Source organism: Citrobacter sp. Cpo065 (assembly GCF_030332805.1).
Taxonomy (GTDB): domain Bacteria; phylum Pseudomonadota; class Gammaproteobacteria; order Enterobacterales; family Enterobacteriaceae; genus Citrobacter; species Citrobacter portucalensis.
This window is the reverse complement of the sequence record NZ_JAOWHC010000029.1, coordinates 609,904-633,487: the sequence shown is the minus strand read 5'-3', so window position 1 is coordinate 633,487 and position 23,584 is coordinate 609,904. Positions and strand designations below refer to the sequence as shown.

Here is a 23,584-nt window from a genome sequence, read left to right as displayed (position 1 = left end):
TCCCTGTTACAGGGAGTGTGCAGTACTCTTCGACGGTTGTCTGGCATCAATTTATCGTTATACGACCTGAGTTCCGCAGACATTTAGTGATGGTTGTAACGTACAAATTAACTGGGATGAGGATTCCAGGATAGGTGGACAGAAATGAAAAAAGCACCCATTTGGGTGCTTTTCTCGGCGTTAAGTCTCGCTAAAAACTTAACCGTAAATATTGGCGCGATCGCGCAATTCTTTACCTGGTTTAAAGTGCGGAACGTATTTCCCTTCCAGATCCACTTTATCGCCGGTCTTCGGATTACGTCCGGTGCGTGGTGCGCGGTAATGCAAAGAGAAGCTGCCGAAACCGCGGATTTCAATACGCTCGCCCTGCGCAAGAGTCGAGGCCATATGTTCCAGCATCTCTTTAACTGCATCTTCAACCGCTTTCGCGGGAATATGAGGTTGCTGGGTTGCAAGTCTTTCAATCAATTCTGACTTGGTCATGATTCCTCCGGTTCCTTAAAGGCATAATTAGCTGCTGCATTGATTAAGGGCGGCCGTAGCCGCCCTTTGTCATTGATTACAGGACGAATCCTGTAATCTGTCAAGCTACTCGTCACCCTTTGTGCCGTTAACAGCACAAAGGATTTAGAGCACTCGATATTACTCGCCTTTAGCTGCTTTGAAAGCTTCAGCCATTGCGTTGTTAGAGAAGTTAGCATCTTCCTGTTTGTTAACAGTTGCGATTGCATCTTTCTCATCAGCTTCGTCTTTAGCACGAACAGACAGGCTGATTGCACGGTTCTTACGATCAACGCCGGTGAATTTAGCTTCAACGTCGTCGCCTACGCTCAGAACCAGAGTTGCATCTTCAACGCGGTCACGTGAAGCTTCAGAAGCGCGCAGGTAACCTTCAACGCCGTCAGCCAGTTCTACGGTTGCGCCTTTAGCGTCAACTGCAGTGACTTTACCGTTTACGATTGCGCCTTTCTTGTTCAGTGCAACCCAGTTGTTGAACGGATCTTCTGCGAGCTGTTTAACGCCCAGAGAGATACGCTCACGCTCTGCGTCAACCTGCAGAACAACTGCTGCGATTTCGTCGCCTTTTTTGTATTCACGAACTGCTTCTTCGCCTGCAACGTTCCAGGAGATGTCAGACAGGTGAACCAGGCCGTCGATGCCGCCGTCCAGGCCGATGAAGATACCGAAGTCAGTGATAGACTTGATTTTACCTTCAACACGGTCACCCTTGTTGTGGGTTTCCGCGAACTGCTGCCATGGGTTGTTTTTGCACTGCTTCAGACCCAGGGAGATACGACGACGTTCTTCGTCGATATCCAGAACCATAACTTCCACTACATCGCCAACGTTAACAACTTTGGACGGGTGGATGTTTTTGTTGGTCCAATCCATTTCGGAAACGTGAACCAGGCCTTCAACGCCTTCTTCGATTTCAACGAAGCAGCCGTAGTCGGTCAGGTTGGTCACGCGACCAGTCAGTTTGGTACCTTCCGGATAACGCTTAGCGATAGCTACCCATGGATCTTCGCCCAGCTGTTTCAGGCCCAGAGATACACGAGTACGCTCGCGGTCGAACTTCAGCACTTTAACAGTGATTTCGTCGCCAACGTTTACGATTTCGCTCGGATGCTTAACGCGTTTCCATGCCATGTCGGTGATGTGCAGCAGGCCGTCAACGCCACCCAGATCAACGAATGCACCGTAGTCAGTGAGGTTCTTAACGATACCTTTAACTTCCATGCCTTCCTGCAGGTTTTCCAGCAGCTGATCGCGTTCTGCGCTGTTTTCGGATTCGATAACGGCACGACGGGAAACAACAACGTTGTTACGCTTCTGATCCAGCTTGATTACTTTGAATTCAAGCTCTTTGCCTTCCAGGTGCAGCGTGTCGCGGACCGGACGAACGTCTACCAGGGAACCCGGCAGGAACGCGCGAATACCATTCAGCTCAACAGTGAAGCCACCCTTGACTTTGCCATTGATAACACCAGTAACGGTTGCAGCTTCTTCGTAAGCTTTTTCCAGCGTGATCCAAGCTTCGTGACGTTTAGCTTTTTCACGGGACAGCAGGGTTTCACCGAAGCCGTCTTCTACTGCATCCAGAGCAACGTCAACTTCGTCACCAACCTGGATTTCCAGCTCGCCCTGGGCGTTTTTGAACTGCTCTGCCGGAATGGCGGACTCAGATTTCAGACCAGCGTCAACCAGTACTACGTCTTTGTCGATAGCAACAACAACACCACGAACGATGGAACCCGGACGGGTTTCGATTTCTTTTAAGGATTCTTCAAACAGTTGAGCAAAAGATTCAGTCATGTTTAATCTTCAGGTTTCATATTTAACGTCCACCTGGCTCCATGCCGGATGGGGTTGTTTAACATACCCGCTGTCAATCCATTGCAACGGGGGTACTGCAAATTCGGTCGCACTTAAGCGAGAGCCAGTTTTTGGCGCGCGTATTGTAACGCTTTTTCAATCACTTGCTCAATGCTTAATCGGGTTGAATCCAAAACTAAAGCATCAGCAGCGGGAACCAGCGGCGCTACAGCACGATTACGATCGCGATAATCGCGTTCTTCGATCTCGGCCAAAAGGCGTTCAAAGTTAACACTAAAGCCCTTCTCCTGCAACTGTAGCATACGTCTATGCGCACGTTCTTGCGAGGAGGCGTCCAGAAAAATTTTCACCGGCGCATCCGGGAACACCACGGTGCCCATATCACGTCCATCAGCAATCAGACCTGGGGATTCGCGAAATGCGCGTTGACGACGTAATAACGCTTCACGCACGCGGGGAAACGCCGCAACCTGAGAGGCGGCATTCGCTACTTCCTGAGTACGTATTTCACCGCTGACATCTTCACCTTCAAGAATGACTTCCAGGTTGCCGTCTGTTGAGATAAAACGCACATCAAGGTGTGAGGCAAGCGGTACCAGAGCATCTTCAGATGTGACATCAACATGGTGATGTAACGCTGCGAGCGCCAGTACGCGGTAGATCGCGCCTGAATCTAACAGATGCCACTGCAATGCTTCCGCCATTGCCTTGCACAAGGTGCCTTTACCTGCACCACTTGGGCCATCAATGGTAATAACCGGGGCAATTGCCGTCATCTTTTTCTCCTTAAACGGGCGTACATTAACGTGAACGCCGCGCATTATACGCGCCAACGCCAACGATCGTTATCTTTGTGTGAAAAATGCAGAATCATTGAAGCTGAGTGTAGAATAAATAGGCAATCGGAGATGTCAGAATGTGCCGCACCCGAAAGTGCGGCAATAAAATCAGGCAGATGTACTAATACGAGCCAACTGTTCGAAATAATCCGGGAAGGTTTTGGCGGTACATTTTGGGTCAAGAATGGTCACCGGCGTGTCAGACAGCGCCACCAGCGAGAAACACATCGCCATGCGGTGATCGTTGTAGGTCGCGATGTCCGCAAATTGCAATGTTGCAGGCGGGGTGATGCGGATAAAGTCATGCCCCTCTTCCACTTCCGCGCCCACTTTGCGTAACTCCGTCGCCATCGCGAACAGACGATCGGTCTCTTTGACGCGCCAGTTGTAGATATTACGTAATGTCGTGGTGCCTTTAGCGAACAGCGCCGCCGTTGCAATGGTCATCGCCGCATCAGGAATATGGTTCATATCCATATCCACTGCGTTCAACTCGCCGTGAGTACAGGCAATAAAATCGTCGCCCCATGTAATGGTTGCGCCCATTTTCTCCAGTACATCGGCAAAACGAATATCACCCTGCATGCTGTTGCGGCCAATCCCAGTAACTTTTACCGTACCGCCTTTAATAGCACCTGCCGCGAGGAAATAGGAAGCGGAAGAAGCATCACCTTCAACCAGGTATGCACCTGGTGACTGATACTGCTGCTGCCCCTTCACGACAAAGCGCTGGTAGTTTTGATTTTCAATTTCAACACCAAACGTTTTCATCAGGTTCAGTGTGATATCAATGTAAGGTTTGGATACCAGGTCACCTTTAATTGCGATCGTCGTATCCTGCGGCGCCAGCGGCGCAGTCATCAGCAACGCAGTGAGGAACTGGCTGGAAACGCTACCGTCTACCTCAACCTGGCCTCCGGTAAAGCCACCGCGCAGACGTAAAGGTGGATAGTTTTCCTGCTCCAGATAGTCAATTTTGGCTCCGCCCTGGCGCAGCGCATCAACCAGATGGCCAATCGGGCGCTCTTTCATGCGCGGTTCGCCCGTCAGCACGATGTCATTGCTGCCCAGACATAGCGCTGCGGCCAGCGGGCGCATTGCGGTTCCGGCGTTGCCAAGGAACAGCTCAACTGCACCTTCTGCGTGCAACACACCGCCATTGCCAACTATCTCGCAGCGGGTACGATCGGCAGAAAGGGTATAGCTAATCCCTAACGCATTCAGAGCATTGAGCATATGGCGAACATCATCGCTGTCCAGCAGATTGGTCAGGACAGTGGTGCCATTGGCTAATGCAGCCAGCAGCAAAGCGCGGTTAGAAACACTTTTGGATCCAGGCAGATTGATGGTGCCATCCACCCGCGCAATGGGTTGTAACGTCAGGGATTCCATGAAACTCGACTCTCAAAAACAGACATAAAAACCCCACAGACGGGCTGTGGGGATGAAAAGTACAGCAGATTAGCCGCGGCGGCGTTCGAAATCGACCATGAAATCGGTCAGTGCTTTAACACCTTCAAGCGGCATGGCATTGTAGATGGACGCACGCATACCGCCGACTACACGATGCCCTTTCAGCGCGTGCAGGCCCGCAGCAAAAGACTCTTCCAGGAACAGTTTATCCAATGCGCTGTCAGCCAACTGGAACGGTACGTTCATGCGTGAACGGTTGGATTTCGCCACATCGTTACGGTAGAAATCGCTGTTATCGATTACGCCGTAGAGCAATTCCGCTTTTTGCTGGTTAATTTTATCCATCGCATTAACACCGCCCTGCTTTTTCAGCCATTTAAAGACCAGGCCAGACAGATACCAGGCAAAGGTTGGCGGCGTATTGAACATGGAATCGTTGTCATTCAGCACGGTATAGTCGAGGATTGACGGGCATGAGACATGAGCTTTACCCAGCAAATCTTCACGGACGATGACAATCGTCAGACCGGCCGGGCCGATATTTTTCTGTGCCCCGGCATAAATTACGCCATAACGACTAACGTCAAGCGGTGCGGAAAGAATGGTAGAGGACAGATCCGCCGTGACCACAACGTTGCTGGCAAAATTCGGCGTTTCATCGATCGCAATGCCATCGATGGTTTCGTTCGGGCAATAGTGCAGGTATGCCGCGTTATCAGAAAGTTGCCATTCACTCATCGGCTTAACAGCACGCAGGCCGTCCACGGTGACTTTGGCATCAATAACGTTTGGCGTGCAGTATTTTTTCGCTTCTTTAATTGCGCTGGCGGCCCAATAACCGGCATCGACGTAATCCGCGGTGGTTTTATCGCCCAGAATATTTAACGGGATACCCGCGAACTGCCCGCGACCACCGCCATGGCAGAACAACACTTTATAGTTGGAGGGGATGCTGAGAAGATCGCGAAAATCCTGCTCCGCTTCCTCTGCGACCTGGATGAATTCTTTGCCACGGTGGCTAATTTCCATCACTGACGTGCCAAGACCGTTCCAGTCACAAAGATCCTGTTGAGCCAGTTTAAGTACTTCTGCCGGTAACATTGCCGGACCTGAACTAAAATTGAAGACCTGAGCCATTTCCCCTCACCACGTTGTGTTGTTGTCCAATCAACATCCTGTCATTGACGATAATCCGGTGACAGACATTGGTATAAGTTATTCCTGTGGATATCGGTTTTATCATTCAGTGACACGCGCCGCAATGGGTAAAACTGGCAAGGGTAAAAATGTGTCATCGGTCACACAACAGAATCTATCGGATTGACGGGTAAAAACCGAGATTTTTGCTGTCAGGTAACCCGTTTTGCCCGACTGGCCTTCGACCATTCTGGATTTGCACAGCGCGGACATAATTGATGATCTCCGGCCTTCATTTGCACCACTTCGCTACAACGTATGCAGGCATAGTCCCCTGCTTCAGGTATTACTTTAAATCGTTGCGTACAACGTTTAGGCAAAATACTGAGCCCCGGCTTTACGTCTTCATCGGCAAAGAAGTAGACGCTGATTTGCCCATTCGTCTCCAGAATAGCCAGTTTCACTTGTCCCAATTGCTCCACGCCGTTCAAACGCAGTTCCATAAAGAATTCAAATTCCGTCATATTGGCGCTATTGAGCTTTGACCATGCCAGCTCGCCGTCTTCAATGATCACGACGGGTTTGCCCTCCAGAAGGTCCTCCATTTTTTCACTATGCGCCATTAGCCACATTACCAGCCGATACAGCACAGCAAGAGTAATAAAGACCACCAGCACCGGCAGCATCGGAACATCGTCATAAAACGCCACGTCTCCCGCGGCGGAACCCAGCGTAAGGATGATAAGGACTTCAAAAAGCGACATCTGGCGTACGCCACGACGTCCGGTGATTTTTAAAAACAGAAAAACCAATATAAAGGTGTAAAGGCTGCGTAGCGCAACTTCTCCCAGAAAATCCATGGGCACCTTATCAAGCGCCATACGGTGTAAATCGAAAGCTTTCATTAATATGCTCTAAACGTGATTGGCTGTAAGAAAGCATAGCCAATGCTTTTATTTACGCATGGGCTCCGGCGACGATAGCGCCGTTCATTGAAAACCCGTATCATTGCGCGCTTTCCGTACGACAAAAGTGATTTTCATGACGCAAACATTTATCCCCGGCAAAGATGCCGCTCTGGAAGACTCCATCGCTCGCTTCCAGCAAAAATTGCTCGACCTCGGTTTTCAAATTGAAGAAGCTTCGTGGTTGAATCCCGTCCCTAACGTCTGGTCTGTACATATTCGCGACAAAGAATGCGCGCTGTGCTTCACCAACGGTAAAGGCGCGACAAAAAAAGCGGCGCTGGCTTCTGCGCTGGGTGAATACTTTGAGCGTCTGTCGACTAACTACTTCTTTGCAGATTTCTGGCTGGGCGAAACTATCGCCAATGGCCCGTTCGTACATTACCCGAACGAAAAATGGTTCCCACTGACTGAAAAAGACGATGTTCCAGAAGGTTTACTGGATGCGCGTCTGCGTGCATTTTACGATCCAGATAACGAACTGACCGGCAGCATGCTTATCGATCTACAGTCTGGTAATGAAGAGCGTGGCGTCTGCGGCCTGCCGTTTACCCGCCAGTCTGATAACCAGACCGTCTACATTCCGATGAATATTATCGGCAACCTGTATGTTTCTAACGGCATGTCTGCGGGTAACACACCTAACGAAGCTCGCGTTCAGGGCCTGTCTGAAGTCTTTGAGCGCCATGTGAAGAACCGTATTATCGCCGAAAGCATCAGCCTGCCGGAAATCCCGGCCGAGGTGATGGCGCGCTATCCGGCAGTGGTGGAGTCCATCGCCACACTGGAAGCGGAAGGTTTCCCAATTTTTGCCTACGATGGCTCGCTGGGCGGCAAGTATCCAGTAATTTGCGTTGTCCTGTTCAACCCGGCCAACGGTACCTGCTTTGCCTCCTTCGGCGCACACCCGGATTTCGGCGTTGCGCTGGAGCGTACCGTGACTGAACTGCTGCAGGGCCGTGGTCTGAAGGATCTTGATGTCTTCACCCCACCGACCTTCGACGATGAGGAAGTGGCAGAACATACCAACCTTGAAACTCACTTCATCGATTCCAGCGGTCTGATCTCCTGGGATCTGTTCAAGCAGGATGCCGACTATCCGTTCGTTGACTGGAATTTCTCCGGCACCACGGAAGAAGAGTTCGCCACCCTGATGGCCATCTTCAATGCTGAAGATAAAGAAGTGTATATCGCTGACTATGAGCACCTGGGCGTTTACGCGTGCCGCATTATTGTTCCGGGAATGTCTGACATCTATCCGGCAGAAGACCTGTGGTTAGCCAACAACGCTATGGGCACCCATCTGCGTGACACCATTCTCTCTCTGCCAGGCAGTGAGTGGGATAAAGAAGACTACCTCAATCTGATTGAACAGTTGGATGAAGAAGGTTTTGACGACTTCACCCGCGTGCGCGAGCTGCTCGGTCTGGCGACCGGTGCGGATAACGGTTGGTACACCCTGCGTATTGGCGAGCTTAAAGTGATGCTGGCGCTGGCCGGTGGCGATCTGGAGCAGGCCCTGGTGTGGACCGAATGGACGATGGAATTTAACGCCTCCGTCTTTAGCGCGGAACGTGCAAACTACTATCGCTGCCTGCAAACATTGTTGCTGCTGTCTCAGGAAGAAGACCGTCAGCCGCTGCAGTATCTGAACGCATTCGTCCGCATGTACGGCGCTGAGGCGGTTGAAGCGGCAAGTGCGGCACTGAGTGGTGAAGCGCCGTTTTATGGACTTCAGCCAGTAGACAGCGATCTGCACGCATTCCCGGCACATCAGTCTCTGCTGAAAGCCTATGAGAAATTGCAACGCGCGAAAGCGGCACACTGGTCAAAATAGTGACAAACAACTTGCCTCGAGTAGGCTAAATGTATTGTCTGAGCTATATTACGGGGCGCTTAAAGCGCCCCGTTTTTTATTTTGGTCAAACCAAAAAATAAATGTAAAAGCAAGGTTAAATATTAGTAGTTGATATTAAAAAAATTAGCTTATTAATGTGGTTTTTTATCTCAATTACTCCATTTTAATTAACCGTCCCATAGGAGGCTGAAAGAAAAAATTCAACTCACTTTATAATTTTTAAAATTTATTTTTATATGGATAATCAACATGTTACACCGTAATCGCATAAAAACCATGCGTCTTACGGGCCTATAAGCCAGGCGAGATATGATCTATATCAAATTCTCATCTATAATGCTTTGTTAGTATCTCGTCGCCGACTTAATAAAGAGAGAGTTAGTGTGAAAGCTGACAACCCTTTTGATCTTATTCTACCTGCTGCAATGGCCAAAGTTGCCGAAGAAGCAGGCGTCTATAAAGCAACGAAACATCCGCTTAAGACGTTCTATCTGGCAATTACTGCCGGTGTATTCATTTCAATTGCCTTTGTTTTCTATATCACCGCCACAACCGGCACTGGTACTATGCCTTTCGGCATGGCGAAATTAGTAGGTGGTATCTGCTTTTCCCTGGGGCTGATCCTTTGTGTTGTCTGCGGTGCAGACCTCTTCACTTCAACCGTACTGATCGTCGTTGCTAAAGCCAGTGGTCGTATTACCTGGGGTCAGTTAGCGAAAAACTGGCTTAACGTTTATGTCGGCAACCTGATTGGCGCCCTGATCTTTGTGTTACTCATGTGGCTTTCTGGCGAGTATATGACCGCCAACGGCGCATGGGGGCTCAACGTTCTGCAAACAGCCGACCACAAAGTGCACCATACTTTTGTTGAGGCAGTGAGCCTTGGTATCCTGGCTAACCTGATGGTGTGTCTGGCCGTATGGATGAGCTACTCGGGCCGCAGCCTGATGGACAAAGCGTTTATCATGGTATTACCGGTCGCAATGTTTGTTGCCAGCGGTTTTGAGCACAGTATCGCAAACATGTTTATGATCCCTATGGGTATTGTAATACGCGATTTCGCCACCCCGGAATTCTGGACCGCAGTTGGGTCTTCTCCGGAGAATTTTTCTCACCTGACCGTGATGAATTTCATCACCGATAACCTGATTCCGGTTACGATCGGTAACATTATCGGCGGCGGTTTGTTGGTCGGGTTGACATACTGGGTCATTTATCTGCGTGGTAACGATCATCATTAATCTGTTGATGCCCATTACACGCAGTAAATAAAAAATCCACTTAAGAAGGTAGGTGTTACATGTCCGAGCTTAATGAAAAGTTAGCCACAGCCTGGGAAGGTTTTACCAAAGGTGATTGGCAGAATGAAGTAAACGTACGTGACTTCATTCAGAAAAACTACACTCCGTATGAGGGTGACGAGTCCTTCCTGGCTGGCGCAACTGATGCGACCACTGCACTGTGGGACAGCGTGATGGAAGGCGTTAAACAGGAAAACCGCACTCACGCGCCTGTTGACTTTGACACCTCCGTTGCTTCTACCATCACTTCTCACGACGCTGGCTACATCAACAAAGCGCTCGAGAAGATTGTTGGTCTGCAGACTGAAGCTCCGCTGAAACGTGCGATCATTCCGTTTGGCGGCATCAAAATGGTTGAAGGTTCCTGCAAAGCGTACAATCGCGAACTGGACCCGATGCTGAAAAAAATCTTCACCGAATACCGCAAAACCCACAACCAGGGCGTATTCGATGTTTACACCAAAGACATTCTGAACTGCCGTAAATCCGGTGTTCTGACTGGTCTGCCAGATGCGTATGGCCGTGGCCGTATCATCGGTGACTACCGTCGCGTTGCGCTGTACGGTATCGACTACCTGATGAAAGACAAATACGCTCAGTTCGTCTCTCTGCAGTCTGATCTGGAAAACGGCGTAAACCTGGAAGCAACTATCCGTCTGCGTGAAGAAATCGCTGAACAGCACCGCGCTCTGGGTCAGATCAAAGAAATGGCTGCTAAATATGGCTGCGATATCTCTGGTCCGGCTACCAACGCTCAGGAAGCTATCCAGTGGACTTACTTCGGCTACCTGGCCGCAGTTAAATCTCAGAACGGTGCAGCAATGTCCTTCGGTCGCGTATCCACCTTCCTGGATGCTTACATCGAACGTGACCTGAAAGCAGGCAAAATCACCGAGCAAGACGCACAGGAAATGATCGACCACCTGGTCATGAAACTGCGTATGGTTCGTTTCCTGCGTACTCCTGAATATGATGAACTGTTCTCCGGTGACCCGATTTGGGCAACTGAATCAATCGGTGGTATGGGCGTTGATGGCCGTACTCTGGTTACCAAAAACAGCTTCCGCTTCCTGAACACCCTGTACACCATGGGTCCTTCTCCGGAGCCGAACATCACTGTTCTGTGGTCTGAAAAACTGCCTCTGAACTTCAAGAAATTCGCCGCTAAAGTGTCCATCGACACCTCTTCTCTGCAGTACGAGAACGATGACCTGATGCGTCCGGACTTCAACAACGACGACTACGCTATCGCTTGCTGCGTAAGCCCGATGGTTGTTGGTAAACAAATGCAGTTCTTCGGTGCGCGTGCAAACCTGGCGAAAACCATGCTGTACGCAATCAACGGTGGCGTTGATGAAAAACTGAAAATGCAGGTTGGTCCTAAATCTGAACCGATCAAAGGCGACGTTCTGAACTTCGACGAAGTTATGGACCGCATGGATCACTTCATGGATTGGCTGGCTAAACAGTACGTCACCGCGCTGAACGTTATCCACTACATGCACGACAAGTACAGCTACGAAGCCTCTCTGATGGCGCTGCACGACCGTGACGTTATCCGCACCATGGCGTGTGGTATCGCTGGTCTGTCCGTTGCTGCTGACTCCCTGTCTGCAATCAAATATGCGAAAGTTAAACCGATTCGTGACGAAGACGGTCTGGCTATCGACTTCGAAATCGAAGGCGAATACCCGCAGTTTGGTAACAACGACTCTCGCGTTGATGACATGGCGGTTGACCTGGTAGAACGTTTCATGAAGAAAATTCAGAAACTGACTACTTATCGTAACGCTATCCCGACTCAGTCTGTTCTGACCATCACCTCTAACGTGGTTTATGGTAAGAAAACTGGTAACACCCCAGATGGTCGTCGTGCTGGCGCGCCGTTCGGACCGGGTGCTAACCCAATGCACGGTCGTGACCAGAAAGGTGCTGTTGCCTCTCTGACCTCCGTTGCTAAACTGCCGTTTGCTTACGCTAAAGATGGTATTTCTTACACCTTCTCTATCGTTCCGAACGCACTGGGTAAAGACGACGAAGTTCGTAAGACCAACCTGGCTGGTCTGATGGATGGTTACTTCCACCACGAAGCGTCCATCGAAGGTGGTCAGCACCTGAACGTGAACGTCATGAACCGCGAAATGCTGCTGGATGCGATGGAACATCCGGAAAAATATCCGCAGCTGACCATCCGCGTTTCTGGCTACGCAGTACGTTTTAACTCCCTGACTAAAGAACAGCAGCAGGACGTTATTACTCGTACCTTCACTCAGACCATGTAATTGGTTTTGACTGAAATCGTACTTTAAAAAGCGTACAATAAAGGCTCCACGTAAGTGGGGCCTTTTTAATAGCCTGCTTTGTCAGCTATCTATACTTATATACTCGATGGATTTCGAGTTGCATTGAGGCGGCAACGGAGTGAATCCCTGGAGCGTACAGAAGTACGTGACTGGGGTGAGCGAAGGAAGCTAACAAAGATGCAGCTTGAAAGACGAAAAGTATGGATAGCAGCCAAAACAGACTCGACACAGTTAATAACTGTGCACTAACACTGGCCCCGGATGGGCCACACCTGGAGAAACACCGCAATGTCAGTTATTGGTCGCATTCACTCCTTTGAATCCTGTGGCACTGTTGATGGCCCGGGCATCCGCTTTATTACCTTCTTTCAGGGCTGCCTGATGCGCTGCCTGTATTGCCATAACCGTGACACGTGGGATACACACGGCGGTAAAGAAGTCACCGTCGACGAATTAATGAAAGAGGTGGTGACCTATCGCCACTTTATGAACGCATCCGGCGGCGGCGTGACGGCGTCTGGCGGCGAAGCTATCCTGCAAGCTGAATTCGTACGTGACTGGTTCCGCGCCTGTAAAAAAGAAGGTATTCATACCTGTCTGGATACCAACGGTTTTGTTCGCCGCTACGATCCGGTGATCGATGAGCTGCTGGAAGTCACCGACCTGGTAATGCTCGACCTCAAACAGATGAACGATGAAATCCATCAGAATCTGGTCGGCGTATCTAACCATCGTACGCTGGAGTTCGCGCGTTACCTGTCAAATAAAGACATCAAAGTGTGGATCCGCTATGTTGTCGTACCTGGCTGGTCTGATGACGATGACTCCGCACACCGCCTCGGAGAATTTACCCGCGATATGGGTAACGTTGAAAAAATCGAGCTGCTGCCTTACCACGAGCTGGGCAAACACAAATGGGTAGCAATGGGCGAAGAGTACAAACTGGATGGCGTCAAACCACCGAAGAAAGAGACCATGGAGCGCGTGAAGGGCATTCTCGAGCAATATGGACATAAAGTGATGTATTGAGTTTTAGCCACCACGAAACGGCTGCCCTGAACGGCAGCCGTTTTGCTATCTAAGCGACAACCACTCGAATTAAAGGAAAGGACGCCATGCGGTTATTCATTTCTGGCATGTTGCTGTTATCTGCCCAATACGTAAATGCCGCCAGCAACTGTGATATCAACGCCATTGTGCAACATGCGTGGCCAGATGCAAAACCGACAGCGGAAGGCAAGCTACTCACACAACATAATCTGGTTATCGATATCACAGGTAACTCACCGCAAAGCGCAATTTGCCGTGTCTGGCCAGCCCACCCGGAACTGACCCTAGCGGCGATTCCGCTGATGGCACAACAATATAGCGATTACGATCGCATTGGCGATCTGGAGCTTCTGGTACTGGATTCCACAAACCTCGACGTAAAACAGCGGCTACGCCTGCCCGAACGTATGAATGACGATGCCATTCAAATTACCGGTCTGGCGCTGGATACTGCGCGCTGGAAAGTTACCCCAGATCAGACCGCATTTGGCTTACGAGTCGCCCGCACCGGCAGTTCTCGTGTAAATCCTTTTAGTGAAGATGCGCTATCGCTGTTTGTTATTGAAAATAATCAACTACGGGCGGTATTAAACGGAATCGTACTTGAGAATAGCACCGGTGAATGGGACGGGAACTGTGTGGGAACATTCCACGATATTAAACGCACCCTTGCCCTTGCGCCTGATTCACATAATGGATACTTCGATATTCGGGTAAACGAGAAAAACGTGGAATCAACGGCCTATACAGACGCCAACGAGCAGTGCGCATCAAAGGATAAACCGGGGAAAGCCAGTTGGGAACTGCGTTATGATGGCAAACAGTATGCCATCCCAAAAGAACTGTCCCCGTTGTTTTGAGAAGCAAAGCAGGAGAGGAGATAGCATCACTATCTCCTGCTCTTCTGCCACACTTGTCTTTAGCGTCCTCTTCTCGCCAGTAGCGGGAAAATCAATCCCAGTCCAACCAGCACAAATGGCGTCACGATATTCAGCGTGAGCTGGAATGTCCACTCAGGGGTAAAGGCTTCCATTTTCGGGAAAATCCCGGTCAGACAGGCAAATGCGGTAAAGGCAAAGCACCAGATCCCCACGGTCATCGCAAGCGAGCGGTTGCGAATAAAGACATATTCCGATTTATATTTTTGCGCCAGGCGAATAACGGCAATGAACGCCACAAACACCCATAAATAACGCAATGGCATCACGACAGAGTTAAGATTCAATAGCCATTTATACAGGTTGTTCATGTCGCCAATTCCCAGCGTTGGCAACATAATCAAAATCGCCACCAGCACCAGCGTCAGAATATAACCATTTACCGGCGTACCGGAAGCGTTGGTTTTACACAGGCTCTCGGGAATATATTTACGATCAGCATCACCCAGCAGAACTTTAAGCGGTGCATCAATAGAAAATACCAATGCCGCAATCTGCCCCAGCGTATTGGCAATCGCGTAAATAACCATCAGCGAATTACCCATACCATAATACTCTCCCAATTTCTGGAAGGCGTAATATTGACCATTCGTCATCAGGTCATCTGGAATATGCCGGGAGTCAAACATCATTCCCATAGCCAGCGACCCGAGAATCGCGCATACCGCTACCATAACAGCCAGAACGAGCATCCCTTTTGGAAATTCTTTGCCCGGATTACGTGTCTGATTAACGTATGGCGAAATTTTCTCCGCACCGCCCACGGCAAAGACCAGCATGGAGATCGTGGTAATGTAGGTAAAATCGATGTGCGGGATAAACGATTCCCAGGTGATATTGGTTGTCGCTATTTGCACATCCGTAATTGCAGGCGCGGTTACCGCCATCACGACATACAAAATGGACATCACAAACATCGCGATGCCAGCAACTGACCCAACAATTTTCAGTGACTTCATGCCACGGGACGCAACCCACATGAAAAAGACAAACAGCGCCAGCGTCAGCCCCTGCAACGCCACGACGGTGTACTCTTTAATCAACGAACCATCGCCCTTCAGCGCCCATCCCAGCGCAATCAGAATAGCCTGCGGTTTTTGCGCCAGATAAGGTATATGAACAACCCAATAGGTCCAGGCAGCAAGATAGGCCAACCCTGGCCCCATGGTATGTTTAATCCAGGTACTGACGCCGCCTTTACCCTCTTTAAAGGTTGAGCCAAGCTGCCCGACGATCAACGCATAAGGAATAAAATAGAGCGCGAAAATAAATATCCAGGAGGAGACAACAACCAATCCCTGATTAGCATAGTTGTTGACGACGTTACCAAAACCCCAGACGGTAATAAATGACATTAATGCAATGTTGTACCATCGCAATTGTTTTTCCTGCACACCAGCCATACGCAATCCTTTGTGGAAGCTTTTTGATTATCAATATATGAGGCGTGGGATTATGCGCGGTAAAATGAGCGAGCGGAAACGGCAGGATGTAAAACTATAACCTTCTGCACACTTTATTTTCAGGACAGACGTGTGCGATTAAATAATGCAGGTTCCCATAAAGCATACATAAACAGTATGTATGGGAACCTGTTCATATTCTGTTAAATCAGGTCAAATGTGCGCAATAGAATTGGGCGTATGGCCCGTCTTACGCAGCAGCATCAGTAAATAAATAAACGATACGCTGGCGATCATGATAAACAACAAGCTATCTGAATAATTCTGCATTAGCATCGCAGTAAACGAAGGTCCCAGCAGGCTACCCACGGTATAGCTCAATAACAATGCCTGATTCATGGCGACCAGCTGATGATGTTCCACCTTTTCACAGGCCCAGGCCATCGCGACCGGATAGAGGGTAAAGCCTGCCGCACCCAACATAAACAACGCGGGCGCCATCGCCGCCTGGTTCAGCATGGCGATACTCCCGACGATCACCACGAAGACCTGGACGCGTAAAACCAGCAGACGTCCCAGCTTATCCGCCAGACGGCCAATCGGCCATTGCCCCAGAATACCGGCACTTACCAGAACCGCCATCCAGAAACCAATGCTGGCGTTGCTCACCCCCTGATGGTTGAGATACAGCGGCATCAGGCCATACAAAGACCCCAGCACGATCCCGGAAATAATGCAGCCATTAACGCCCAGGCGCGCCTGACGCAACCTCAGCATGGAGACAATAGGCGTAGACTGCTGTTCATCGCCCTGCTGATTAGCAATGCGCGTAAAGAGCAGTGGCAAAACACCCGCCAGGATAGTACCCGTCACCCACGGCAGGACGTTCATCAATTCTGTTGATACTTTACTAACCAGCAGTTGGCCTAAAAAAGTTCCCACATAATAGATCATCATATAGGCGGCAAGTAACCGTCCGCGATTACGGGACGTCCCGCTGCACATCAGCGCGCTTTCCACGACCACCCAGATCATGGCGCAGCCAACACCGGCGATAAAACGCCATGTCATCCAGCTCCAGAATCCCACCATAATCCCCAGCCCGACACAGCCCGCGGCGAAAATAAGCGAGGCGATGTAATAGCTGCGATTAAAACCAAGGTGTTTTATTAAATACCCTGTCAGCAACGTCCCTACCAGATTACCGGTAAAGTAAGACGAGCTCACCACGCCTACCTGCCAGGTAGGCAGATTTTCATGGGCGAGCCAAAGCGGGACGAGCGTGTTTAACACGGCGATCGCCAGGGTCAACAGAAGTAGCCCGCACAGCAATAGCATGACGGGACGGGTATAGGTGGACATGAATAAAAACCGTGAGGAAGTTCAAATTTCATGCGCATCATGCCACTGCTAAAAACATTGTCAATCGGCGGAATCAGAGGGCTGAGACGCTTTCTGGTCGATCGATTTGCATTACTGATTCTTAATGTGAATAGATAAAAAATACAAAAACACATCTGCTTGTTTTTATTGATCTAAAACAAAAATCTCGCGTTACGTTCAGTCGAAAAATTTCATGGACTCCCCTTACTTTTATTTCTTACTAAACTCTATGCGGGATGCTGAGCTGCATTGTCTTCAAAATAGAACAGTGAGTTCTTATTTATCTATCTAATCCAAATATCGTTCTTTTCGTAGACTTAAACTCATCAAATTTCCCCCACTGATACTGAACAGGAGAAATACCATGACTAAACCTTACGTAAGACTTGATAAAGACAATGCGGCAGTACTGCTGGTCGACCATCAGGCTGGCCTGCTCTCTCTGGTTCGGGATATCGATCCCGATAAATTTAAAAACAACGTGCTTGCGCTCGGTGACTTAGCAAAATACTTCAACCTCCCAACCATTCTGACAACCAGTTTTGAGACAGGACCAAACGGACCGCTGGTACCGGAACTGAAAGCTCAATTTCCGGATGCGCCCTACATTGCTCGCCCAGGAAACATTAACGCATGGGATAACGAAGATTTCGTGAAAGCAGTAAAAGCGACCGGCAAAAAGCAGCTGATTATCGCTGGTGTCGTGACGGAAGTTTGCGTCGCTTTCCCAGCGCTCTCGGCTATTGAAGAAGGTTTTGACGTCTTTGTTGTCACCGATGCTTCAGGCACGTTTAATGAAATTACCCGCCATTCAGCATGGGATCGGATGTCTCAAGCAGGCGCTCAATTGATGACATGGTTCGGAGTAGCATGCGAACTGCACCGCGACTGGCGCAACGATATCGAAGGTCTGGCGACGTTGTTCTCTAATCACATTCCGGATTATCGCAATCTGATGACCAGCTATGACACGTTAACTAAGCAGAAGTAAAGACTGGGGCAAAACCCTGACCTGACATGTAGCCGGATAGCGCGCAGCTTGAAGGCCTACGGATATTGTAGGCTTGATAAAGCACGAGGCGCCATCCGGCATATTATGGATTAACTCGCCACCGCCATACCGACGGTCATATGCAGCCCGTAGAACACGCCACGACCAATCAGCTCGCCGACTAACAGCAGAATAAACGCGACGGAAAGCAACGGAACGGCAGGCTGGTAACCCTTCACTTGCGGTACTATCCAGCAGCACAACGCTAACGCCAGTACCACAATCCGCCACGCCATCAGCGAACCGTAATCCGGAACCAGCACAGAGGCCTGTTGAATCGAACTGTGGATTGTCGCCAGTTCAGTCCCCTGCATTACCGACATGATGGCACTCACGACCAGAGCAAGCACTGATATAGCCGGCAGCAGGCGCATCGCCCAACCATCCACGCCAGCAATTCTCAGTAACAGATATCCCAGCAGCGGACCGCCCATAAACATCGTCAGGAAGAATCCCAGCGGTGTCCAGACGCTGTACCAGGTCGGTACGGTATCGATGGTGTTATACACGCGCACCATCATCCAGACAAAAACCACACCCAGCACCATGGTGACAACTAACCACAGATTGCGTAATGCGGGCGACATTTTCTTCAACATAGCCAGCAGCCAGCCGATACCGCCAACGACAAAGAAGAGTGAGCCGCTGGCAATTTCGTTACTCAACGCAGATGACCCAACGCGATTGAGTGAGTTAAAGGCGCGCATCGGTGAGCCCAAATGGAGCATGGAAGCAATAAATCCAATGCCCATTAATACCCACAGCCCAAACATGCAGGTAATTACGCGTTGCTGCGATTCTGGGCGTAAGCCCCCTTTCATCAACGCCAGCGCCAGAACAATAAAACCGCCAACCACACACTGCCCGAAGACCGTGAAGATCATCAGCGGCCATTCATGCCATCCACTTCCCATCTTACACCTCCTTCGGATTAGCCAGATAACCTGTGGTATCCCCGGTCGGGCGGCTATTGGCGTTAGGTTTGATGACAATGCTCGGTTTGGTAAAGTGCGCGCCCGGCAGTGGCGCAACCGCAGCCAAAGTACCGTGTTTTTTGCGCAGTTCATCAATTGGGCCAAAATCCAGCGCACGCAGTGGACAGGACTCGACGCAAATAGGTTTCTTACCTTCAGCGACGCGCTCATGGCAGCCATCGCATTTGGTCATGTGCCCTTTGTCAGCATTGTACTGTGGTGCACCGTAAGGACAGGCCATGTGGCAATAGCGGCAGCCGATGCACACATCTTCATCGACAACGACAAAGCCATCTTCACGTTTGTGCATCGCACCGCTCGGACACACCTTGGTACAGGCCGGGTCTTCACAGTGGTTACACGCAATGGAGAGGTAATAGGCAAAGACGTTCTGATGCCAGACGCCGTTGTCTTCCTGCCAGTCACCGCCCGCGTACTCATAAATGCGGCGGAAGCTGACTTCAGGGGTTAAATTTTTGAAATCTTTGCACGCCAGTTCGCAGGTTTTGCAACCGGTGCAACGGCTGGAATCAATAAAAAATCCATACTGGGTTGTCATCGGTTACTCCTTACACCTTTTCAACCTGAACAAGGTTCGTGTGTGATGGGTTCCCCTTCGCGAGAGGAGACGGACGCTGGGTCGTCAGGACGTTAATACAACCGCCCTGGTCCACGCGTTTTGCGTCCGGCTCATACCACGCCCCTTCGCCCAATGCCACCACGCCAGGCATCATACGCGGCGTTACTTTCGCCTCGATGTGCACTTCACCACGATCGTTAAAGATGCGCACCTTGTCGCCGTTGTTAATGCCGCGTCGCTGTGCATCCATCGGGTTGATCCACATTTCCTGACGGCAGGATGCTTTCAGAACATCCACGTTGCCATAGGTCGAGTGAACGCGAGACTTATAGTGGAAGCCGGTCAACTGCAGAGGGAATTTCTCCACCAGCGGATCGTTTAAGCTCTCAAAACCTGGGGTATAAATCGGCAGTGGATCAATCACATCACCTTCCGGCAGTTCCCAGGTTGACGCGATCTCGGCAAGCTGCTGCGAATAAATTTCGATCTTACCTGACGGCGTGGTCAGCGGATTGGCGTTAGGATCCTCACGGAACGCCTTGTAGGCCACGTGATGTCCCTGTGGGTCGCGCTGTTTAAAGATCCCCTGCTTGCGGAATTCTTCAAACGTTGGCAGTTCAGGAATGGCTTTGCGCGACTGCTCGTACAGATGACGCATCCACTCTTCCTGAGTACGACCTACTGTAAACTGCTGCTCAACACCAAGGCGTTTCGCTAGCTCACTGGTCATCTGGTAGATAGTCTTGCATTCGAAGCGTGGTTTGATCGCCTGATCGGTGAAAATCACATACGACATATTTCCGCAGGAGGCATCCAGTGCGAAGTCCATCTGCTCCGAAGCGGTGCAGTCCGGCAGCAAAATATCCGCGTATTTCGCCGAGGAGGTCATATGGCAGTCGATGACAACGATCATCTCGCACTTCTTATCATCCTGTAGGATTTCATGTGTGCGGTTGATATCAGAGTGCTGGTTAATCAGACAGTTACCGGCATAGTTCCAGATCATCTTAATCGGAACATCGAGCTTATCTTTGCCACGAACACCGTCACGCAGCGCCGTCATCTCCGGACCTCGCTCAATGGCGTCCGTCCACATAAACATAGAGATGCTGGTTTCGACTGGGTTTTCCAGCGTAGGCATACGTTCAAACGGCAAACTGTATGAGCCCTCACGCGCCCCGCTGTTGCCGCCGTTAATCCCAACGTTACCGGTAAGGATTGCCAGCATAGAAATGGCACGAGTCGCTATTTCACCGTTAGCATGACGCTGCGGTCCCCACCCCTGACTGATATATGCCGGTTTAGCGCTACCGATTTCACGTGCCAGTTTGACGATTCGATCAGCAGGAATACCGGTAATTTGCGCTGCCCATTCCGGGGTCTTGGCGATACCGTCTTTGCCCTGCCCAAGAATATACGCCTTATAGTGACCGTTTTTCGGTGCGTCGGCCGGTAAGGTTTTCTCGTCGTAACCCACGCAGTATTTATCAAGGAACGGTTGATCGACCATGTTTTCGGTGATCAGCACATACGCCAGACCATTCACCAGCGCCGCATCGGTACCTGGGCGGATCGGGATCCATTCATCTTCACGACCCGCGCCGGTATCCGTGTAGCGAGGATCGATAATAATCATGCGGGCATTGGATTTCTGTCGCGCCTGTTCAAGGTAATAGGTTACCCCACCCCCGCTCATACGGGTTTCACCTGGGTTATTCCCGAACAGAACCACCAGCTTGCTGTTTTCAATGTCGGACGGGCTGTTACCGTCTGCCCAGCCGCCGTAGGTGTAGTTCAACCCGGCAGCGATTTGCGCTGAAGAGTAGTCACCGTAGTGGTTCAGGTAGCCGCCACAGCAGTTCATCAGACGTGCTACCAGCGTTTTGCCTGGCGGCCAGGAGCGTGTCAGGGTGCCGCCCAGCGTACCTGTGCCGTAGTTCAGGTAGATAGACTCGTTGCCGTAGTCTTTGATAAGACGCTGCATATTGCTGGCAATGATGTCGTAGGCTTCATCCCAGCTGATACGCTCAAATTTCCCTTCGCCACGTTTACCGACACGTTTCATCGGGTATTTCAGACGGTCGGGATTATAAACGCGACGACGCATGGAGCGACCACGCAGACAGGCGCGTACCTGGTGCAAGCCGTCATAGTTGTCATCACCGGTGTTGTCGGTTTCAACATACTTTATTTCACCGTCTACCACGTGCATACGCAGAGGACAGCGGCTACCACAGTTCACCGTACACGCGCTCCAGATGACTTTCTCATTGGCCTGTGTCGGATTAAGGGCTTCTGCAGCATTTGCAATACGGGTAAATGGCAGGGTAAACGCGCTACTGGCCACCGCCAGTCCGCCTATCGCCGTCGTTTTCACCAAACCTCGGCGACTAACCTCAGCTGCCAGCATGGCATCGGGGATCTTAGTTTTCATAGTGGCTCACTCTGCTGCTCACAATAAACAAAAGAGAAATACTCGTTATACAGGTTTTTATATAGCGCTAATATCGATATACAGACTGGTAGATACCGAATTTGCGAAAAGACAGAGATAAATACTGACTTTCATTCGAAGGCAGTATTACTCCTATGGAGGTAGGCGTTATTGTCCGACGTCAAACGGGCATAAAAAAAGCGCCCTGAGGCGCTTTTTTAGCAAAGAAAGGTAGCTTAGCCGATAAACTCCAGGCCATTCATGTACGGACGTAACACTTCCGGAACCTGAATACGGCCATCAGCCTGCTGATAGTTTTCCATCACCGCAACCAGCGTACGTCCAACCGCCAGACCAGAACCGTTCAGCGTATGTACTAAACGGGTCTTTTTGTCGGATTTGCTGCGGCAACGCGCCTGCATACGACGAGCCTGGAAATCCCACACGTTGGAGCAAGAGGAGATTTCGCGATAGGTGTTCTGCGCCGGGATCCACACTTCCAGATCGTACGTTTTGCATGCGCCGAAGCCCATGTCGCCTGTGCACAGAATGATCTTACGGTACGGCAGGCCCAGCAGCTGAAGAACCTTCTCGGCATGGCCGGTCATCTCTTCCAGCGCGTCCATAGAGTCTTCTGGGCGAACGATCTGCACCATTTCAACTTTATCGAACTGGTGCATACGGATCAGACCACGGGTATCACGACCGTAAGAACCTGCTTCAGAACGGAAGCACGGCGTATGCGCGGTCATTTTGATCGGCAGCGCATCTTCGTCAATGATTTCGTCGCGAACCAGGTTGGTCAGCGGAACTTCTGCCGTTGGGATCAGCGCATAGTTGCTGCTGTCAGCTTCTTCATCCAGCGGACGGGTGTGGAACAGATCGCCAGCAAATTTCGGCAGTTGCCCTGTTCCGTACAGCGTGTCATGGTTAACCAGATACGGAACGTAGTTTTCGCTGTAACCATGCTGTTCGGTATGCAGATCCAGCATGAACTGAGACAGCGCACGGTGCATGCGCGCGATCTGCCCTTTCATCACGACGAAACGAGAGCCGGTCAGCTTAACCGCAGCGGCAAAATCAAGACCCGTGTGCATTTCACCCAGGGTAACGTGATCGCGCACTTCGAAATCAAACTCACGCGGCGTACCCCAACGGCTGACTTCAACGTTGTCATTTTCATCTTTACCCACCGGAACGTCGTCCGCTGGCAGGTTAGGAATGGTCAGCGCAATGTCGCGGATCTCGGCCTGTAAGGTATCAAGTTCAGCTTTCGCGGCATCCAGCTCTTCGCCCAGTTTGTTCACTTCCAGACGTAAAGACTCGATATCTTCCCCGCGCGCTTTTGCCTGGCCGATGGATTTCGATCGAGAGTTACGCTCTGCCTGCAGGTTTTCAGTTTGTACCTGCAGAACTTTACGACGCTCTTCAAGAGCGCGCAGCTTATCTACATCCAGCTTAAAGCCCCGGCTTGCCAGTTTTTCTGCGACTGCGTCTGGCTCATTACGCAGCAGATTGGGATCGAGCATGCTTATCCTGTGCTTATCGAATTAAAATAGGAGAAAGTGACCACAGCCTGCGGTCACAGGGATACAGAGACAACATTACCGCAACGATA

18 protein-coding genes are annotated in these 23,584 nt (G+C 50.4%); 6 read left to right on the top strand and 12 right to left on the bottom strand.

Features of this window, described 5'->3' with window-relative positions:
• Positions 1–198 precede the first annotated feature (198 nt).
• The 6 genes from ihfB to OGY68_RS08955 form a co-directional block, all read right to left on the bottom strand.
• On the bottom strand, positions 199–483 hold the full coding sequence (ihfB, locus tag OGY68_RS08980) for an integration host factor subunit beta (protein WP_003035780.1): 285 nt from the start codon (positions 481–483) through the stop codon (positions 199–201).
• A gap of 159 nt (positions 484–642) precedes the next feature.
• Complete coding sequence (gene rpsA, locus OGY68_RS08975; protein WP_003035776.1) at positions 643–2,316, bottom strand: 30S ribosomal protein S1; 1,674 nt, start codon at positions 2,314–2,316, stop codon at positions 643–645.
• A gap of 113 nt (positions 2,317–2,429) precedes the next feature.
• A complete protein-coding gene (gene cmk / locus OGY68_RS08970; RefSeq protein WP_003831921.1) occupies positions 2,430–3,113 on the bottom strand; it encodes a (d)CMP kinase in 684 nt (227 codons plus the stop codon).
• 171 nt (positions 3,114–3,284) lie between these two features.
• The gene (gene aroA, locus OGY68_RS08965) at positions 3,285–4,568 is read right to left on the bottom strand and encodes a 3-phosphoshikimate 1-carboxyvinyltransferase (RefSeq protein WP_003831919.1); all 1,284 of its coding nucleotides are present in this window, start codon (positions 4,566–4,568) and stop codon (positions 3,285–3,287) included.
• 69 nt (positions 4,569–4,637) lie between these two features.
• On the bottom strand, positions 4,638–5,726 hold the full coding sequence (gene serC, locus OGY68_RS08960) for a 3-phosphoserine/phosphohydroxythreonine transaminase (protein ID WP_032942886.1): 1,089 nt from the start codon (positions 5,724–5,726) through the stop codon (positions 4,638–4,640).
• Positions 5,727–5,938: 212 nt separating this feature from the next.
• The gene (locus tag OGY68_RS08955; RefSeq protein ID WP_008784261.1) at positions 5,939–6,631 is read right to left on the bottom strand and encodes a DUF421 domain-containing protein; all 693 of its coding nucleotides are present in this window, start codon (positions 6,629–6,631) and stop codon (positions 5,939–5,941) included.
• A gap of 136 nt (positions 6,632–6,767) precedes the next feature.
• Between OGY68_RS08955 and ycaO the strand changes: the two genes are divergently transcribed.
• The 5 genes from ycaO (at position 6,768) to OGY68_RS08930 (ending at position 14,063) form a co-directional block, all read left to right on the top strand.
• A complete protein-coding gene (ycaO, locus tag OGY68_RS08950) occupies positions 6,768–8,528 on the top strand; it encodes a 30S ribosomal protein S12 methylthiotransferase accessory factor YcaO (RefSeq protein WP_057067105.1) in 1,761 nt (586 codons plus the stop codon).
• Between the two features lie 404 nt (positions 8,529–8,932).
• A complete protein-coding gene (focA, locus tag OGY68_RS08945) occupies positions 8,933–9,790 on the top strand; it encodes a formate transporter FocA (RefSeq protein ID WP_003831909.1) in 858 nt (285 codons plus the stop codon).
• A gap of 59 nt (positions 9,791–9,849) precedes the next feature.
• Positions 9,850–12,132, top strand: coding sequence for a formate C-acetyltransferase (gene pflB, locus OGY68_RS08940; protein WP_003035753.1), 2,283 nt, complete (start codon positions 9,850–9,852; stop codon positions 12,130–12,132).
• Between the two features lie 309 nt (positions 12,133–12,441).
• Positions 12,442–13,182 carry a pyruvate formate lyase 1-activating protein gene (gene pflA / locus OGY68_RS08935; protein WP_003035751.1) on the top strand — a complete coding sequence of 247 codons (741 nt, stop codon included), beginning with the start codon at positions 12,442–12,444 and terminating at the stop codon, positions 13,180–13,182.
• Positions 13,183–13,268: 86 nt separating this feature from the next.
• Positions 13,269–14,063, top strand: coding sequence for a PA3715 family protein (locus tag OGY68_RS08930; protein WP_057068017.1), 795 nt, complete (start codon positions 13,269–13,271; stop codon positions 14,061–14,063).
• 59 nt (positions 14,064–14,122) lie between these two features.
• On the opposite strand, the gene OGY68_RS08925 is transcribed toward OGY68_RS08930, so the two are convergent.
• Both OGY68_RS08925 and OGY68_RS08920 read right to left on the bottom strand, forming a co-directional pair.
• Positions 14,123–15,544: an amino acid permease gene (locus tag OGY68_RS08925; protein ID WP_003035749.1), complete on the bottom strand. Its 1,422-nt coding sequence runs from the start codon at positions 15,542–15,544 to the stop codon at positions 14,123–14,125.
• Between the two features lie 213 nt (positions 15,545–15,757).
• Positions 15,758–16,906 (bottom strand): MFS transporter, encoded by a 1,149-nt coding sequence (locus OGY68_RS08920; protein ID WP_003831907.1) that lies wholly within the window; start codon positions 16,904–16,906, stop codon positions 15,758–15,760.
• A 385-nt stretch (positions 16,907–17,291) separates the two neighbouring features.
• On the opposite strand from OGY68_RS08920, the gene ycaC reads away from it, so the two are divergent.
• Positions 17,292–17,918: an isochorismate family cysteine hydrolase YcaC gene (gene ycaC / locus OGY68_RS08915; RefSeq protein ID WP_003035746.1), complete on the top strand. Its 627-nt coding sequence runs from the start codon at positions 17,292–17,294 to the stop codon at positions 17,916–17,918.
• A gap of 110 nt (positions 17,919–18,028) precedes the next feature.
• Here the strand turns inward: ycaC and OGY68_RS08910 are convergent, their stop codons facing one another.
• The 4 genes from OGY68_RS08910 to serS all read right to left on the bottom strand — a co-directional run bounded on the left by OGY68_RS08910 (position 18,029) and on the right by serS (position 23,495).
• Entirely contained in the window at positions 18,029–18,892 is an 864-nt protein-coding gene (locus tag OGY68_RS08910) for a dimethyl sulfoxide reductase anchor subunit family protein (protein ID WP_286616958.1), read from the bottom strand.
• A gap of 1 nt (position 18,893) precedes the next feature.
• Positions 18,894–19,511, bottom strand: a complete 618-nt coding sequence (dmsB, locus tag OGY68_RS08905) for a dimethylsulfoxide reductase iron-sulfur subunit DmsB (RefSeq protein WP_003831905.1) — start codon at positions 19,509–19,511, stop codon at positions 18,894–18,896.
• Between the two features lie 10 nt (positions 19,512–19,521).
• A complete protein-coding gene (dmsA, locus tag OGY68_RS08900; RefSeq protein WP_057068013.1) occupies positions 19,522–21,966 on the bottom strand; it encodes a dimethylsulfoxide reductase subunit A in 2,445 nt (814 codons plus the stop codon).
• A 236-nt stretch (positions 21,967–22,202) separates the two neighbouring features.
• Positions 22,203–23,495 carry a serine--tRNA ligase gene (gene serS / locus OGY68_RS08895; RefSeq protein ID WP_003831902.1) on the bottom strand — a complete coding sequence of 431 codons (1,293 nt, stop codon included), beginning with the start codon at positions 23,493–23,495 and terminating at the stop codon, positions 22,203–22,205.
• Positions 23,496–23,584: the final 89 nt, after the last annotated feature.